Origin of the sequence: Pantoea sp. VS1 (assembly GCF_002207995.1) — a bacterium.
GTDB lineage: Bacteria > Pseudomonadota > Gammaproteobacteria > Enterobacterales > Enterobacteriaceae > Pantoea > Pantoea dispersa.
On record NZ_NHZE01000067.1, the window covers coordinates 29,184 to 45,208 of the forward strand.

17 protein-coding genes are annotated in these 16,025 nt (G+C 60.8%); 12 read left to right on the plus strand and 5 right to left on the minus strand.

Translation table 11 applies throughout. The annotated features are described in order from the left end of the window. The first annotated feature begins 129 nt into the window (after window positions 1-129). From pilM to trpS, 12 genes are all read left to right on the plus strand, one after another. Window positions 130-939 (plus strand): type IV pilus biogenesis protein PilM, encoded by an 810-nt coding sequence (gene pilM / locus CBW22_RS22615; RefSeq protein ID WP_088517930.1) that lies wholly within the window; start codon window positions 130-132, stop codon window positions 937-939. Beyond that, window positions 939-1,481 carry a PilN domain-containing protein gene (locus CBW22_RS22620; RefSeq protein ID WP_088517931.1) on the plus strand — a complete coding sequence of 181 codons (543 nt, stop codon included), beginning with the start codon at window positions 939-941 and terminating at the stop codon, window positions 1,479-1,481. The genes pilM and CBW22_RS22620 overlap by 1 nt, the downstream gene beginning before the upstream one ends. Beyond that, on the plus strand, window positions 1,474-1,962 hold the full coding sequence (locus CBW22_RS22625) for a HofO family protein (protein ID WP_176428169.1): 489 nt from the start codon (window positions 1,474-1,476) through the stop codon (window positions 1,960-1,962). The genes CBW22_RS22620 and CBW22_RS22625 overlap by 8 nt, the downstream gene beginning before the upstream one ends. Then, the gene (locus tag CBW22_RS22630) at window positions 1,952-2,332 is read left to right on the plus strand and encodes a HofP DNA utilization family protein (RefSeq protein WP_088517932.1); all 381 of its coding nucleotides are present in this window, start codon (window positions 1,952-1,954) and stop codon (window positions 2,330-2,332) included. Before CBW22_RS22625 ends, CBW22_RS22630 begins: the two co-directional genes overlap by 11 nt. Next, window positions 2,274-3,533 carry a DNA uptake porin HofQ gene (gene hofQ, locus CBW22_RS22635; RefSeq protein ID WP_058759304.1) on the plus strand — a complete coding sequence of 420 codons (1,260 nt, stop codon included), beginning with the start codon at window positions 2,274-2,276 and terminating at the stop codon, window positions 3,531-3,533. Before CBW22_RS22630 ends, hofQ begins: the two co-directional genes overlap by 59 nt. Window positions 3,534-4,014: 481 nt before the next feature. Then, on the plus strand, window positions 4,015-4,536 hold the full coding sequence (aroK, locus tag CBW22_RS22640) for a shikimate kinase AroK (RefSeq protein WP_010617392.1): 522 nt from the start codon (window positions 4,015-4,017) through the stop codon (window positions 4,534-4,536). A 39-nt stretch (window positions 4,537-4,575) separates the two neighbouring features. After that, window positions 4,576-5,664 (plus strand): 3-dehydroquinate synthase, encoded by a 1,089-nt coding sequence (gene aroB / locus CBW22_RS22645; RefSeq protein ID WP_088517933.1) that lies wholly within the window; start codon window positions 4,576-4,578, stop codon window positions 5,662-5,664. A 94-nt stretch (window positions 5,665-5,758) separates the two neighbouring features. Continuing rightward, complete coding sequence (locus tag CBW22_RS22650) at window positions 5,759-6,787, plus strand: SPOR domain-containing protein (protein ID WP_088517934.1); 1,029 nt, start codon at window positions 5,759-5,761, stop codon at window positions 6,785-6,787. Between the two features lie 96 nt (window positions 6,788-6,883). Further along, on the plus strand, window positions 6,884-7,696 hold the full coding sequence (gene dam, locus CBW22_RS22655) for an adenine-specific DNA-methyltransferase (RefSeq protein ID WP_021507424.1): 813 nt from the start codon (window positions 6,884-6,886) through the stop codon (window positions 7,694-7,696). 65 nt (window positions 7,697-7,761) lie between these two features. Next, window positions 7,762-8,445: a ribulose-phosphate 3-epimerase gene (rpe, locus tag CBW22_RS22660; RefSeq protein ID WP_021507425.1), complete on the plus strand. Its 684-nt coding sequence runs from the start codon at window positions 7,762-7,764 to the stop codon at window positions 8,443-8,445. Continuing rightward, window positions 8,429-9,106: a phosphoglycolate phosphatase gene (locus CBW22_RS22665; protein WP_021507426.1), complete on the plus strand. Its 678-nt coding sequence runs from the start codon at window positions 8,429-8,431 to the stop codon at window positions 9,104-9,106. The genes rpe and CBW22_RS22665 overlap by 17 nt, the downstream gene beginning before the upstream one ends. Before the next feature lie 15 nt (window positions 9,107-9,121). Next, a complete protein-coding gene (gene trpS / locus CBW22_RS22670; protein ID WP_058770971.1) occupies window positions 9,122-10,126 on the plus strand; it encodes a tryptophan--tRNA ligase in 1,005 nt (334 codons plus the stop codon). Window positions 10,127-10,166: 40 nt separating this feature from the next. Here trpS and CBW22_RS22675 read toward each other — a convergent pair whose 3' ends face one another. From CBW22_RS22675 to nirB, 5 genes are all read right to left on the minus strand, one after another. After that, window positions 10,167-10,613, minus strand: coding sequence for a hypothetical protein (locus tag CBW22_RS22675; protein ID WP_058759299.1), 447 nt, complete (start codon window positions 10,611-10,613; stop codon window positions 10,167-10,169). A gap of 72 nt (window positions 10,614-10,685) precedes the next feature. Beyond that, window positions 10,686-12,050, minus strand: a complete 1,365-nt coding sequence (cysG, locus tag CBW22_RS22680; protein WP_088517935.1) for a siroheme synthase CysG — start codon at window positions 12,048-12,050, stop codon at window positions 10,686-10,688. Between the two features lie 46 nt (window positions 12,051-12,096). Continuing rightward, window positions 12,097-12,900, minus strand: a complete 804-nt coding sequence (gene nirC, locus CBW22_RS22685) for a nitrite transporter NirC (RefSeq protein ID WP_088517936.1) — start codon at window positions 12,898-12,900, stop codon at window positions 12,097-12,099. A 30-nt stretch (window positions 12,901-12,930) separates the two neighbouring features. After that, window positions 12,931-13,257 (minus strand): nitrite reductase small subunit NirD, encoded by a 327-nt coding sequence (nirD, locus tag CBW22_RS22690; protein ID WP_021507431.1) that lies wholly within the window; start codon window positions 13,255-13,257, stop codon window positions 12,931-12,933. After that, entirely contained in the window at window positions 13,254-15,794 is a 2,541-nt protein-coding gene (gene nirB, locus CBW22_RS22695; RefSeq protein ID WP_088517949.1) for a nitrite reductase large subunit NirB, read from the minus strand. The genes nirD and nirB overlap by 4 nt, the downstream gene beginning before the upstream one ends. Window positions 15,795-16,025: the final 231 nt, after the last annotated feature.

The window sequence follows — 16,025 nt, forward strand, 5'->3', positions numbered from 1 at the left end:
GGCGTTTGGGCAGTTTATAAACAATCGCGCGGTAGTATAAAGGCAAGCCTGACGCTTTGATATACCCGTCATTCTTCATGCAATGCGGGTAATCATCCTTTTTCCTGTAACGATAAGGAGATCGCGCGCATGGCTTTTCAGCGCTGGCAAATTGGACTGGACATCCAGAACGGGCAACTCTGCGCCCTTGGCATTGAACGACGCCGTCACGGATGGCAGCTGCGACACTGGTGGCAGCAGCCGCTGCCGCACGATACGTTACGCAACGGCGTGTTGCAAACCTCGCCAGTGTTACAGGAGATGTTGGTGCGCTGGCAGCGTCATTTACCCAGGCGCTACTCACTGCGCGTTGGCCTGCCGCCGCAGCTGGTGCTGCAGCGTACGCTGCCGTTGCCAGAGACCTCACTGCGCGAGCCGGCGCTCAGCCGCTACGTTAACGCGTCCGCATCACGCCTGTTCCCGGTCGAAGCCGCCTCGCTGTCGCTGGATTACCGGCTGGGCGGCAGCGCCAGCCAGCTGCACGTCACCGCCGCGCGCCGCGACGTCATCGCCCAGTGGCTGGCGCCGCTGCAGCAGGCCGGACTGCGCCCCGACGTGTTTGAGCTGAGCAGTCTGGCGCTGACGCAGATCGCCATGCGCGTTCCGCTGCGCCCGCATCAGCTGCTGATCCATCCGCTCAGCGATCACTGGCTGTGGACGCTGGCCGGTGAAAATAGCGCCTGCGGCGCGGCGACCGAACCCCTGACGCTAGCCCATCTGCGTGACACCTTTCCCCTGGCACAAGCGGTGTTCTGCACCTCACCGCAGGCGTTGCCGGAGGCGGAAGTACAGCGCTGCAAGCCGCTGGCGCTGCTGCATTATCTGCAACCGCCGCTACCGGCAGAGGCGGGCGCGCTGGCGATTGCGCTTGGCCTGGCACTGCGTCCGGAGGATTACTGATGCTGGCGGTCAATTTGCTCCCGTGGCGGGCACAGCAGTTGCTGCTACGCCGCCAGCACAGTGTGGCGTTGCTGGTTGTCGTGCTGCTGGTAACGCTGTTACTCACGCTGCTGCTGTGGTGGCGCGCTGAACAGCGGCTCCAGCAGGCAGCCCGGCAGCACACCGCTATGACCATGCAGCTCCAGCAGATACAGCAGCGGCTGGCACATCAGCAAACACTGATGGCGCAGCGGGATGACCTGTTACGCAGGCAGCAGGCGCAGCAACAGCGGCTGCAGCAGCATCAACGCTGGCAGCAGTTCTGGCAGCAACTGCCCGCACTGATGCCGGAGACGCTGTGGCTGAGTCGCCTGGAGCGGCGACAAGGGCAACTGGTGCTGGACGGTCTGGCGCAAAGCCTGGCTGACGTCAGCGCGTTCCGCCAGCAGCTGCAGACGCAGCCGCTGTTTGCGGCGGTGAAGCAGGGCAGCGTACAGCGTCAGGCGCAGGGGGATTACCGCTTCGCGCTGCGCGCCCGGCTGCAGGAGGCGACCGATGAATGAACTCATCCAGCGCTGGCTGCAGCTGGCACTGACGTGGCGAATAGCCAGCCTGCAACTGCTGGCGCTGCTGCTACTCGGGCTGGCTTGGCTACTGCTGCTGCGTCCGCAACAGCAGCAATTCAGCACGCTGCAACAGCAGCTGTCACAACTGGCGCAGCAGCACCAGCAACGTCAGCAGCAGCTGGACGCGCGACCGGCCATCGGACAGCTTCAGGCGGAGATCGCAACGCTGCAGCCAGCGGCAACGGCGGCGTCCGTATCGTTAGAGCAACTGGTGGCGGCGCGCGGCAATCTGCTCGAGGCCTGGCATCCGGACAGTCAGCCACAGCAGCTGGCGCTTCGTCTGAGCTGGCCGCAATTTCTGCCGCTGTTCAGCGGGCTGGCTGCGACGGCATTAGCGGTGCCACAGCGTTTTCAGCTGCAGGCGGAGCAGGGCGTGTTACACAGCGAATTCTGGCTGGAGAGTGACGATGCGGAGTAGCGCACTGGTGTTACTGCTGTGCAGCAGCTGGGCGCTGGCGCGCGATCCGTTCCAGCCGCTGGCTGCCAGCCAGTGTCAGGTCCCCGCTGCCGTACCGCAGGGCTGGCGATTACAGGGCATCATTGGTCGCGCGCCGCACTTTGTGGCCTGGCTGGTTTCACCGCAGGGCAAACGTCAGCGGCTGAGCGCACCGGCTGCTTTTCCGGTGGCACCGTGGCAGGTGACCCAGCTCAGTGCACATACGCTGGTACTGAGCGCCACGCAGAGCTGTCCGCCGCAGCACATCACATGGGTAATAAAAGGAGGATTTTATGAAAAGGATGACGCTGCTGCTGTGGCTGGCGCTGAGCAGTCCGCTGCACGCCGCTGATCAGCCCCTGAGCCTGGTATTTGATGATGCGCCGGTCGAGCGCATTCTGCAGGCGCTGGCTGACTATCAGCAAACCAACCTGCTGATCGCGCCGGGCGTGGAGGGGCGGCTGTCGCTGCGGCTGGATAATGTCGGCTGGGAGCGCGCACTGGCGCTGGTCACGCGGCTGGCAAAACTCACGGTGATCCAGGAGGAGGGCGTGCTGCTGGTCTATCCGGAGAGCTGGCAGCAGCGACAGGCACAGCAGGCACAGGCGGAGCGTGAAGAGAAGCAGCTGCAGGCGCCGCTTGAGCAGCGCACCGTCACGCTGCACTACGCCAGCGCCAGCGATGTCTACCGCAGCCTGCAGGCGGAACGCTCGCTGATGACGCCGCGCGGCAGCGTGACGGTGGATAGCCGTACCAACAGCCTGTTGCTGCGGGACAGCGCGCAGGCGCTGCGCGACACCGAGCGCTGGCTGCAGGCGCTGGATCTGCCGCTGGAGCAGGTGGAGCTGTCAGCGCACATTGTCACCATCAATGAAGAGCATCTGCGCGAGCTCGGCGTCAGCTGGAGCACCGCACCCGGCGATGTCGTCACCGGGGCGCTGCGCAATCCGCAGCTGCTGGTGCCGCTGGCGGTGAGCAATCCGGCGATACGCGCCGGCGTCACGCTCGGACCGATGAACGGCGAACTGCTTAACCTGGAGCTGAGCGCGCTGGAGCAGGAGAACCAGATCGAAATCATCGCCAGCCCGCGGCTGTTTACCTCGCACCAGCAGACCGCCACCATTAAGCAGGGCACCGAAATTCCCTATGAGGTGAAATCCGGTAACAGTGGTGCGACGGCGATTGAGTTCAAAGAGGCGGTGCTGGGCATGGAGGTGACGCCAGTGGTATTGGGCAACGGGCGTATTCAGCTCACGCTGCGGCTGAGCCAGAACATGCCGGGTCGCAGCCTGACGATGGGGGAAAGCCAGGTGCTGAGCATCGATAAGCAGGAAATCGCCACTCAGGTGACGCTGCGCGACGGTGAAACGCTGGCGCTGGGCGGTATTTTCCAGCAGCAGCGCACCCAGGGCGAAAAGCGCGTGCCGTGGCTGGGCGAGGTGCCGCTGCTCGGCAGTCTGTTTCGTCAGCAGACCGACGAGCGCAAAAAACGTGAGCTGGTGATCTTCATCACGCCGCGACTGGTCAGGGAAGCAGCGCTTACCGCCGGATAAAGCGGAAAATTCGCTCCATATGACCAACTGCGTTGACGCAGGGCAGGAATTAGCATACAAGGTTTAGCGATTTTAAAACGGTGTAACGGAACGCGGCAGGATAACCTTCCGGCGGGTGTCAGTGACAAGCGATACTGACATCGAAAGAAATATGCCCGAATTTTGGGTGGTACAGGACGTCAGCAACGGCACCTATTCCACAGTTTACGCAGGTAAGCTGTCGGGAGCGACAGGCCCAGCCAGCGCACCTGTAGCGCGCACAAGGATGGCAAAAAAGGAAGAGCGTTACCGTCTCGCGAACCACAGACCGGTCCTGTTTGAAGGTCGCCGGGGGCAATTTATTCGGTTGCCAAACGGCCATGAGTGTTGAGATAATTTTCCGTCTGACTCTTGCTAACGCTCATGAGGTCTCAGTTCCTGTCCCGCCAGCAATTTGCTGAACGCGGGGTATCATCAACGAATTCTTAGTAATACCGACAAAATGGCAGAGAAACGCAATATCTTTCTGGTTGGGCCGATGGGTGCCGGCAAAAGCACTATTGGTCGTCAGTTAGCTCAGCAACTCAATATGGAATTTTTCGATTCCGATCAGGAAATTGAGCGACGTACCGGAGCGGATGTAGGCTGGGTATTTGATGTGGAAGGCGAAGCCGGTTTTCGCGATCGTGAAGAGAAAATCATCAACGAGCTGACCGAGAAACAGGGCATTGTCCTGGCGACCGGTGGCGGCTCCGTCAAATCCCGTGAAACCCGTAATCGTCTCTCCGCCCGCGGTGTGGTCGTCTACCTCGAAACCACCATCGAAAAGCAACTTGCCCGCACTCAGCGTGATAAAAAGCGTCCGCTGCTGCAGGTTGACGAACCGCCGCGCGAAGTACTGGAAGCGCTGGCTGGCGAACGTAATCCGCTTTATGAAGAGATCGCTGACGTCACCATTCGCACTGACGATCAAAGTGCAAAAGTTGTCGCCAATCAGATCATCAACATGCTGGAAAAAAATTAATCCAGCACCCTGAGGGCTCAGCAATAGGTATCGGTCATCATGGAGAAGATCACTGTCTCACTGGGGGATCGCAGTTACCCCATCACCATCGCTGCCGGACTGTTTAACGATCCGGCTTCTTTTTGGCCGCTGAAAGCCGGCGACAATGCCATGCTGGTGACGAATCAGACGCTGGCACCGATCTATCTGGACAAACTCGCGACGCTGCTGAGCAACGCCGGGGTGAAAGTGGATCAGGTGATTCTGCCCGACGGTGAGCAGTACAAAACGCTGGCGGTGATGGACGAGGTTTTCACCGCACTACTGCAGAAGCCGCACGGCCGTGACACCACGCTGATTGCGCTGGGCGGTGGCGTGATTGGCGATCTGACCGGTTTTGCGGCCGCCAGCTACCAGCGCGGCGTACGCTTTATTCAGGTGCCGACCACCTTGCTGTCGCAGGTTGACTCCTCGGTCGGGGGCAAAACTGCGGTGAACCATCCCCTCGGTAAAAACATGATCGGTGCTTTCTACCAGCCGGCTTCGGTGGTGGTCGATACCGACTGCCTCACTACGCTGCCGCCGCGCGAGCTGGCCTCCGGTCTGGCGGAAGTGATCAAATACGGCATCATTCTCGACGGTGAATTTTTCCAGTGGCTGGAGCAGAATCTTGATGCGCTGCTGGCGCTGGATAACACCGCCATGGCTTACTGCATTCGCCGCTGCTGCGAGCTGAAAGCCGACGTGGTGGCGGCCGACGAGCGTGAAACCGGCCTGCGTGCGCTGCTCAATCTCGGTCATACTTTTGGCCATGCGATTGAAGCGCATATGGGTTACGGCAACTGGTTGCACGGTGAAGCGGTTGCGGCGGGCATGGTGATGGCGGCGCGCACTGCTGAGCGTCTGAGTCAGTTCAGCGCTGCCGATACTGACCGCATTATTGCGCTGCTGCAGCGTGCTGGCCTGCCGGTTAACGGCCCGGCCAGCATGACGGCAGAGGCCTATCTGCCGCACATGATGCGCGATAAAAAAGTGCTCGGCGGCGAGCTGCGTCTGGTGCTGCCTCTCGCTATTGGCCGCTCCGAAGTGCGTGGCGGCGTGGCGCATGATATGGTGCTGGCTGCGATTAACGATTGCAAAGTATCTTGATTATCCCCGGACTACGTCGGGCTGCTGTCCGGCGGGGGAACAGTGAGCAGTGATGCGGCACGTGGGAAGCGTGCCGTTTTACGGAGGAGGCTAAATGGATGAGTTCAAACCGGAAGACGAGTTAAAACCTGACGCCAGTGACCGCCGTCCCACGCGGCCTCGCAAATCGTCTTCTGCGCCGAAAGCGAAAGTACCGGTTTCCCGTCAGCATATGATGATGGGTATCGGCATTCTGGTGCTGCTGATTCTGGTGCTGGGCATTGGCTCCGCGCTGACCGGCCCGGACGAGAAAAAACCGGCCAGCAACAGCGCCAGCACCGGTAGCGCGGCACCAGCTGGCGGCGGCAGTGAAAAGAATATCGACCTGTCAGGTTCAACCGCCATGAGCGGCCAGCAGAATGCCACGCCGTCGGCTGAGGGCAGTGCGCCGCAGAATACCGCCGGTAACGCCGCACCCGCTGGCAGTGACGGTCAGTCCATCTCCATGCCGTCTGTCTCCTCCACGCCGACTCAGGCAGCCCCGGTTGACACACCGGCCAACCAGCAGCGCGTAACGCTGCCGGGCGATCTCAATACCGCGCTGAATAATCAGCAGGGTTCCGTTGATGCCGCGGCGCAGGGCGCACAGGGCAACAGTTCGCTGCCTACCGCACCGGCAACGGTCAGCGGTAGCGCCGGCAAAGCGGTCACGCCGCCGGCGGTACGCGCTGAGACGCCACCGCGCAGCCTCGGTGCCAGCAGCGGCAGCAGCCACAGAACCCCGGCTGCCAGCAAACCGGCCGCAGTGAAAGAGAACAAAACGCACACCACCACCGCGCACAACAGCGCGCCGGCCAGCAGTGGCGGTGCCAGCAAGTCGCTGCCATCGGGCGGCAACTACACGCTGCAGCTGAGCGGTGCGTCGAAAGAAGCGAGCCTGAACGCCTGGGCGAAGAAACAGAATCTGAGCGGTTATCACGTGTATAAAACCACGCGTAACGGCCAGCCGTGGTACGTGCTGGTGAGCGGCGCTTATGCCACACCGGCCGAAGCCAAACGTGCAGTAGCTTCACTGCCGGCGGAAGTGCGTGCGGCGAACCCGTGGGTTAAACCGCTCAGCCAGGTGAAGAAAGAGAGCCAGTAAGTGATGTGGGGCCGCGCTGCTGCGGCCCCGTTCTAAGCGCAGATCTGCTGTCGGTTTCGCCACAGCCAATAATTAAGATGTAATAGCCACGACAGCATGAAGAAAAATCGCGCTTTCCTGAAATGGGCCGGAGGGAAATACCCGCTGCTTGACGATATCCGTCGTCATCTGCCACAAGGTGATTGTTTAATCGAACCTTTTGTCGGCGCCGGTTCCGTATTCCTCAACACCGATTATGACCGTTATCACCTGGCGGACATCAACGGTGATCTGATTAATCTCTACAATATCGTCAAAACGCGCACCGCCTCGTTTATTGAAGACGCGCGCCAGCTGTTCAGCGCCAGCGGCAATACGGCGGAAACCTATTACGCCCAGCGTACGGCGTTCAACGCCAGCACGGATACCTATCAGCGCGCCGTGCTGTTTCTTTATCTTAACCGCCACGGTTACAACGGCCTGTGCCGTTACAATCTGCGCGGTGAATTTAATGTGCCCTTTGGTCGCTATCGTAAGCCGTACTTCCCGGAAGCCGAACTGTTATGGTTCGCCGAGCGCGCGCAAAAAGCCACCTTTGTCTGTGAATCGTACGATGTTACTCTGGGCAACGCCCCTGCAGGCTCAGTGGTTTATTGCGATCCGCCGTACGCGCCGCTGTCGGCGACGGCTAATTTTACCGCTTACCACACCAACAGCTTTAGCCTGCGCGAGCAGCAGCATCTGGCGGAACTGGCCAGTAAGCTGGCGCAGGAGAGCCGCATCCCGGTACTGATTTCAAACCACGATACCCTGCTGACGCGCGAGTGGTATCAGCATGCGGATTTACACGTAGTTAAAGCCCGGCGTTCCATCAGCCGAAGCATAAGTGGTCGCACTCAGGTTGACGAACTGCTGGCGCTTTTCCGCTAGCCTGTTTCGTCCGCGACCAACGCATCACGCCAGCTCCGGCTGGCGCACAAAATTGGGAGATTCGGATGAAACAATTTTTACTGGCCCCATCAATCCTTGCCGCTGATTTTGCCCGCCTGGGCGAAGATACCGCTAAAGCGCTGGAAGCCGGTGGCGACGTGGTGCATTTCGATGTGATGGATAACCACTATGTTCCCAATCTGACCATGGGGCCAATGGTGCTGAAAGCGCTGCGCGATTACGGCATCACCGCGCCCATCGATGTGCATCTGATGGTCAAACCGGTCGATGCGCTGATCCCGGAATTCGCCAAAGCGGGTGCCAGCTTCATTACTTTCCATCCCGAAGCCAGCGAGCACGTTGACCGTACGCTGCAGCTGATCAAAGAGCACGGCTGTAAGGCCGGTCTGGTGTTCAATCCGGCAACGCCGCTCAGCTATCTCGATTACGTGATGGATAAGCTCGACATCATTCTGCTGATGTCGGTCAACCCCGGCTTCGGCGGCCAGTCCTTTATTCCGGGCACGCTGGATAAACTGCGCGAAGCGCGTCGTCGCATTGACCAGAGCGGTTACCAAATCCGTCTGGAAGTGGATGGCGGCGTGAAGATCGATAACATCGGTCAGATCGCGGCGGCCGGGGCTGATATGTTTGTTGCCGGCTCGGCGATCTTCGGTCATCCGGATTACAAGAAGGTGATCGATGAGATGCGCAGCGAACTGGAGAAAGTTAATGGCTCATTTCACTGATATCCGCGCGCTGGCGTTCGATCTCGATGGCACGCTGGTGCACAGCGCGCCAGGCCTGGCACAGGCGATCGATCTGGCGCTGGCCGATTTGCAGCTGCCGCCCGCAGGCGTTGAGCGCGTCTCAACCTGGATTGGCAACGGTGCGGACATCATGATGGCGCGGGCGCTTAGCTGGGCGCTGGGCCGTGAGCCGCAGGCCGACGAGCAGCGCGACGCGCGTGCGCTGTTCGACAAACATTACGCCGCAACGGTGGAAGCCGGCAGTACGCTGTTTCCACAGGTGCAGGAGACGCTGGCTGCGCTGCATGCCAGCGGTCTGCCGCTGGCCATCGTCACCAACAAACCCACACCGTTTGTTGCTCCGCTGCTGCAGTCGCTCGGCATTGCCGACTACTTTTCTCTGATCATCGGCGGCGACGATGTGGTGGTGAAAAAACCACATCCGGCGGCGATTTTCCTCGTTCTCGGCCGTTTCGGCGTGCTTCCAGGACAATTGCTGTTTGTCGGTGATTCGCGCAATGATATTCTCGCTGCCCAGGCGGCGGGCGTGCCAAACGTTGCGATGACCTTCGGCTACAACTACGGTGAGCCGATTGCCACCAGCCAGCCCGATTTAACTCTCGATACTTTTAGCGAACTTTTGCCCGTTCTCGGGCTGTGATTATCAGGACATAACATGAGCAAACCCATCGTTTTCAGCGGCGCCCAGCCTTCCGGTGAACTGACCATTGGCAACTACATGGGTGCGCTGCGTCAGTGGGTGCAGATGCAGGATGATTTCCACTGCATTTACTGCATCGTCGATCTGCACGCCATCACCGTTCGTCAGGACCCGGCCGCGCTGCGCAAAGCCACGCTGGATACGCTGGCGCTGTACCTTGCCTGCGGTATCGATCCGGAAAAAAGCACCATCTTCGTGCAGTCGCACGTACCGGAGCACGCCCAGCTGAGCTGGGTACTGAACTGCTACGCCTACTTCGGCGAACTGAGCCGCATGACGCAGTTCAAGGACAAATCGGCACGTTACGAAGAGAACATCAACGCCGGTCTGTTCGATTATCCGGTGCTGATGGCGGCCGATATTCTGCTGTATCAGACTAACCAGGTGCCGGTCGGCGAAGACCAGAAGCAGCACCTTGAGCTGAGCCGCGATATCGCCGCGCGCTTCAATGCGCTGTACGGCGACGTGTTTAAAATTCCTGAGCCGTTTATTCCGAAGTCCGGCGCGCGCGTGATGTCACTGCTGGAGCCGACGAAGAAGATGTCGAAATCCGATGACAACCGCAACAACGTGATTGGTCTGCTGGAAGACACCAAATCGGTGGTGAAGAAGATTAAGCGCGCAGTGACCGACTCGGAAGAGCCGCCGGTGGTGCGCTACGACATTAAAGAGAAAGCGGGCGTGTCTAACCTGCTGGATATTCTGTCAGGCGTGACCGGTAAGTCGATTGCGCAGCTGGAGCAGGAGTTCGAAGGCAAAATGTATGGTCACCTTAAAGGCGCGGTGGCAGATGCTGTGTCTGAGATGCTGACTGAGCTGCAGGAGCGTTATCATCGTTTCCGCAATGACGAGGCGTTCCTCAACCAGGTGATGCGCGATGGCGCAGCGAAAGCCCGTGCGCATGCCCAGGAAACGCTGAAGAAAGTGTATGACGCCGTAGGCTTCGTGGCGCAGCCATAAGCCGGTTTGCCGGGGCGCAGCACAACGCGCCCCGCAGGCTTTACTTCACCCGATGCAGCGTCAGCTCTGCGCCATCCCAGAATAGCCGCGCATTGCCGTCGGCCAGCACGCTCAGTACCGCGCCCGGTGCCGGTCCCCACGCCTGATTGCCACAGTGCACGTTGAAGCCATAGCGAAAGCTGAAATCACGATCCTGTCCGGCCCCGCTGGCGGCGCTCAGGCGCGGTTTGCCCTGGCAATTGTCGGTCGCCGGATTGATGCCGCGTTCGGCAGTGCCGCGCGTCCAGCTGATCGCATTGGGTTTAAACGCCACGCGCGCGCCCATAAACTGCGGATCGTTTTTGATGTAAATCTGGCCGTTCTCCTTTTTCGGCGTCACGGCAACCACCTGCCATTCGCCCGTGACCGTTGACCACGTCACCGGGGCGGCACTCACCGCCACGCTCAGCGGCATCAGCAGCGCCGCGGCCAGAGAAATAATGCGCATGGAAACTCCTTGTGATTGATTCGGCTGCTCAGTCTGGCGGCAAAGCGCAGCGCTGTACAGTATTTTACCGCATCAGAACCAGCGCAGCTGCGTGCGCAGGCTGACCACGCGGCCCACAATGATCAGCGCCGGACTGGCAAACTGCTGTGCCAGCGTCGCCAGCTCCTGCAGCGTGGCGCAGGCGACGCGCTGCTGCGGCGTGGTGCCGTGCTGCACGATAGCCACCGGCATCGCTGCGTCCATCCCGTGCCGTAACAACTGCTGCTGAATGTCGGCCGCCTGGCTGAGGCCCATATAAAACACCAGCGTCTGCTGCTCCGCCGCCAGTTTGCCCCACTCCATTTCGCCGTGCTGCTGCAGATGACCGGTGACGAAGCGAACGCTCTGGGCATGGTCGCGGTGGGTGAGGGGAATTCCGCTGTAGGCGGCACAGCCGGAGGCGGCGGTGATGCCCGGCACCACGCTGAACGGGATGTTATGCTGCGCCAGCACCTCCAGCTCTTCGCCGCCGCGGCCAAAAATAAAGGGATCGCCGCCTTTGAGGCGCACCACACGCTTGCCGCGCTGCGCCTGCTCCAGCAGCAGCTGGTTGATTTGTTCCTGCGGCACGCAGTGATGACCCGCCTGTTTACCCACGAAGAGGCGTTCGGCATCGCGCCGCACCAGATTAAGAATCGGCTCCGATACCAGCCGGTCATACACCACCACATCAGCCTGCTGGATAGCCTGCAACCCTTTCAGCGTCAGCAGACCGGCATCACCCGGCCCGGCGCCGACCAGCACGACTTCGCCCTGCTGCGTCAGCGGCGCCGCAAACAAGGCATCGACCTGTGCGGCAGCGCGTGCCCGATCGCCGTTGGCCAGCGTTTGGGCCAGCCGATCGCTGGCAAAGAAGCGCTCCCAGAAGGCGCGGCGTGGCGCCATGGCGCTAAAATGCTGCTTCACGCGCTCGCGCAGTGAGCCCGCCAGCGCAGCCAGTTCGCCGAGATGCTGGGGCAGCATTGCCTCCAGCTTCTCGCGCAGCAGACGCGCCAGCACCGGCGCGCGGCCACCGGAAGAGACGGCGATCATCAGCGGCGAGCGGTCGACGATCGACGGCATAATGGCGCTGGCCTGCTGCGGCGCATCCACCAGGTTACAGAAGAGGCGGCGCTGTTCGGCGGCGTCAGCCACCTGCTGATTGACGGCATCATCGCTGGTGGCCGCAATCGCCAGCCAGCATTCATCCAGCCAGTCATCGGCAAAGGCGCCGTGCAGTAACGTCACTTTTCCCTGTTGAGCCCACAGCTGAAATGCCGGGGAAAAATCCCGCGCGCCGACGTACAGCTCTGCGCCGGCCTCCAGCAGCAAACGCGCTTTGCGTTCAGCCACATCGCCTGCGCCAACCAGTAAACAACGCTTGCCTTGCAGCCGACAAAACAGCGGAAAGTAATCCATAACGAATCCTGAAAAAAAGCCCGCACGGTGCGGGCTGTGGAAGGGATTATACCGATTTCAGCGGCGAAGCCTGGGCTTGCGTCTGCGGGCGCTGCGCCTGCGGCGTGGCATACCAGTAGCCGAGGCCCATCAGCACCATGCCGGAGAACATATTGCCGAGCGTTACCCACAGCAGGTTGTGGCCGATGCCGCTCAGCGTCAGGTCGGCGCTGTGCTGGCCAAACCACGACAGCGCAAATACCGTCATGTTGGCGATGGAGTGCTCGTAGCCGGAGGCGATAAACGCCAGCAGGCACCACCAGATGGCGATGAACTTCGCGGCCCCTTCGCTGCGCACCGCCATCCAGATTGCCAGACACACCAGCCAGTTGCACAGCGCGCCTTTAAAGAACAGCGCCATCGCCGTCTGCGTGGTTTTCGCCAGCGCCATGCTGTGGATCAGCGAACCGGCGTTCGGCAGCAGCGCACCAGCGGCGTAGTAGTAGAGCAGGGCGACAAACACCGAGCCGATCAGGTTACCCAGCCAGGTTTGCGGCAGCACACACCACATCTGACCGTGGCTGATGGTGCCGGCTTTGACGCCCACGGTGAGGAACATGGTATGACCGGTAAACAGCTCGGAACCGGCGATGATCACCAGCGTCAGGGCAATACCGAAGGTGGCGCCCATCAGCAGTGGACGATACGCCGGGTCCGCCAGGTTGCCGAGGGTGAAGATCAGGATGATCGCCAGGCCAACGTAAGCGCCGGCCATCGCCGATCCGATCCAGAAGGCCAGCGGGCTGTGCTGTGCGGTGCGTACAATGCGCGCCGCATTGGCGGCGCAGGTGTTCAGGGTGTCAGAAAACATAGTGACGTCTCATAAAGTGAAGGAATTCTGTCAGGCGCAGACTTCGACCTGGCCGTTGCTGACGCGCACCGCATAGCTCGCCACCGAGCGGCTTTCATCTTCCAGACAAACGCCATCGCTCAGGCGAAAACGCTGTTTTTTCAGCGGGCTGGCGACCCACAGCGTGTGCTGGTGTTCGGCGATCAGGCCGCGCGATAACACGCTGGCCTCAGCAAACGGGTCGATGTTGCTCAGGGCGTACAGCTGCGCATCGTCGCGCGGGCGAAAGATGGCGATCTGCTGGCCGTTAACCAGCGCGCACACGCCGGTAGCGGGCAGGATTTGTGTGAGTTCACACACGGTGTACCACTGGCTCATGCGTCAGCCTCCTCGATCAGGGTAATAGCGATGCGCTCCGCCGGCCGCGCCGGGCGATGCTGCTCGCGTTCACTGACGTGCTGCACCAGCGGGTCGCGCTGCGGGCTGTTAACAAACGTGGCGAAGTGCGCCTGCTGCTGCGGGTCGTTCACCGTGGCGGTCCATTCACAGCGGACGTCAGCGCGCAGACGCGTCAGCTCCTGCTCCAGCTGCGCGTTAAGGCCGAGCCGGTCGTCGATAATCACGCTGCGCAGATAGTCGATGCCGCCGTCCATGCTCTCCAGCCACAGCGAAGTGCGCTGCAGCCGGTCGCCGGTGCGGATGTAAAACATCATGAAGCGGTCGAGATACTGCAGCAGCGTGTCGCGGTCGAGGTCAGCCGCCAGCAGATCGGCGTGGCGCGGTTTCATGCCGCCGTTGCCGCACACGTACAGGTTCCAGCCTTTTTCGGTGGCGATGACGCCGACATCTTTGCCCTGCGCTTCGGCGCATTCACGGGTACAGCCAGAGACGCCAAACTTCATCTTGTGCGGCGTGCGGATGCCTTTGTAGCGGTTTTCCAGCTCAATGCCGAAGCCGAGGCTGTCGCCAACGCCATAGCGGCACCAGCTGCTGCCGACGCAGGTTTTCGCCATGCGCAGCGCTTTGGCGTAAGCCTGTCCGGTTTCAAAGCCGGCGGCAATCAGCTGTGACCAGATCGCCGGCAGGTCGTCGCGCTGCGCCCCAAACAGGCCGATGCGCTGTGAGCCGGTGATTTTGGTGTAAAGGTTGTATTGCCGCGCCACTTCGCCCAGCGTCATCAGTCCCTGCGGCGTGATTTCACCGCCGGCGGTGCGCGGAATCACCGAGTAGGTGCCATCTTTCTGGATGTTGCCGAGATAGAGATCGTTGCTGTCCTGCAGCGGCGTGTGCTGCGGCTTGAGGATGTATTCGTTCCAGCAGGAGGCCAGCAGCGATCCGACGGTCGGTTTACACACTTCACAGCCGTAACCCTGGCCATACTTCGCCAGCAGCGCGTCAAACGACTTGATCTCCTCCACGCGGATCAGGTGATACAGCTCCTGGCGCGAATAGGCGAAATGCTCGCACAGGTGATGGTTAACTTCGATGCCCTGACGGCTCAGCTCAGCGTTCAGCACCTGCGTAATCAACGGGATACAGCCGCCGCAGCCGGTACCGGCGCGGGTTTCGGCTTTCAGCGCCGCCACGGTGTGGCAGCCCGCCTGCACCGCGTTAACGATATCGCCTTTGCTGACGTCAAAGCAGGAGCAGATCTGCGCGCTGTCCGGCAGCGAATCGACGCCCAGCGCCGGTTTTTCGCCGCTGCCCGCCGGCAGAATCAGCAGCGCCGGGTTTTCCGGTAAGGGGATGTGATTGAGCGCCAGCTGCAGCAGATTGCCGTAGTCGCTGGTGTCGCCCACCAGCACCGCGCCGAGCAGAGTTTTGTTGTCTTCGCTGACGATCAGGCGCTTATATACGTGCTGCTGTTCATCGAGCCAGATGTAACTGCGCGCGCCTGGCGTGCGGCCATGCGCATCGCCAATGCCGCCGACATCCACGCCCAGCAGCTTGAGTTTGGCGCTCATATCGGCACCGGCAAAGACGCTGTCACGCCCAACCAGCGCATCGCTGGCGACCTGCGCCATTTTGTAGCCCGGCGCCACCAGACCGTAAATCCGATCCTGCCAGGCGGCGCATTCCCCAATCGCGTAGATCGCCGCATCGCTGGTCTGGCAGCGATCGTTGATGGCAACGCCACCGCGCTGACCGAGCGCCAGGCCGCACTGTTGCGCCAGCTTGTCCTGCGGACGAATGCCGGTGGAGAACACGATGAAGTCGACGTCCAGCGCGCTGCCATCGGCGAACTCCAGCGTTTTACCGCCTTTAGCGTGATGCACAATCTGCCGGGTATTTTTGCCGGTATGGACCTGCACGCCCATCTGTTCGATCTTACGCCGCAGCTGTGCGCCGCCCTGTGTATCCAGCTGTTCCGCCATCAGCACCGGTGCAAACTCAACCACGTGCGTTTCAATGCCGAGATTTTTCAGCGCGCCCGCCGCTTCCAGTCCGAGCAGACCGCCGCCAATCACCGCACCGCGTTTGCTGCGGCGCGCGCAGGCTTCTATCGCGTTGAGATCTTCGATGGTGCGATAGACAAAGCAGTCGCTGCCCTCCGCGCCGGCGATCGGCGGGATCCACGGATAAGAACCGGTGGCCAGAATCAGCGTGTCGTAATGCACCGCACGACCGGTGTTGGAGTGAATCAGCTTTTCCTCACGGTTGAGGGTAATGGCGCGCTCGCCGAGCAGCAGATTGACCTGATGCTTTTCGTAGTAGCCTTCGCGCACCAGTGAGAGTTCTTCGGCGGTGTGGTGGGAAAAATAGGCGGAGAGATGGACGCGGTCATAGGCGACGCGGGGCTCTTCACAGAAAACGGTTATCGCGAACTGCTCAGGGGCGGCTTTGTCGATCAGTTCTTCGATAAAGCGGTGGCCAACCATGCCGTTGCCAATAATAACGACACTGTGCTTGCTCATGCTTGCCTCAAAATTTGCGGGATCTGCGCCTACCTTAGCGCGCTGTTTCTGGCGCTTATTGACGTACATCAACTGCGGCTTTATATACCCATTTAGAGGTATGTTGCTGATTTTACGCGTTTTTATCTAAGTCTTTTATTTGGTTGAAAATTACCCAATGGCGGCAGAAAAGTTGCCAGCGGCGCGGCCGTTTTTCGTGCTAGCTTAAGATGTTGCGTTTTCAGCGGAGAA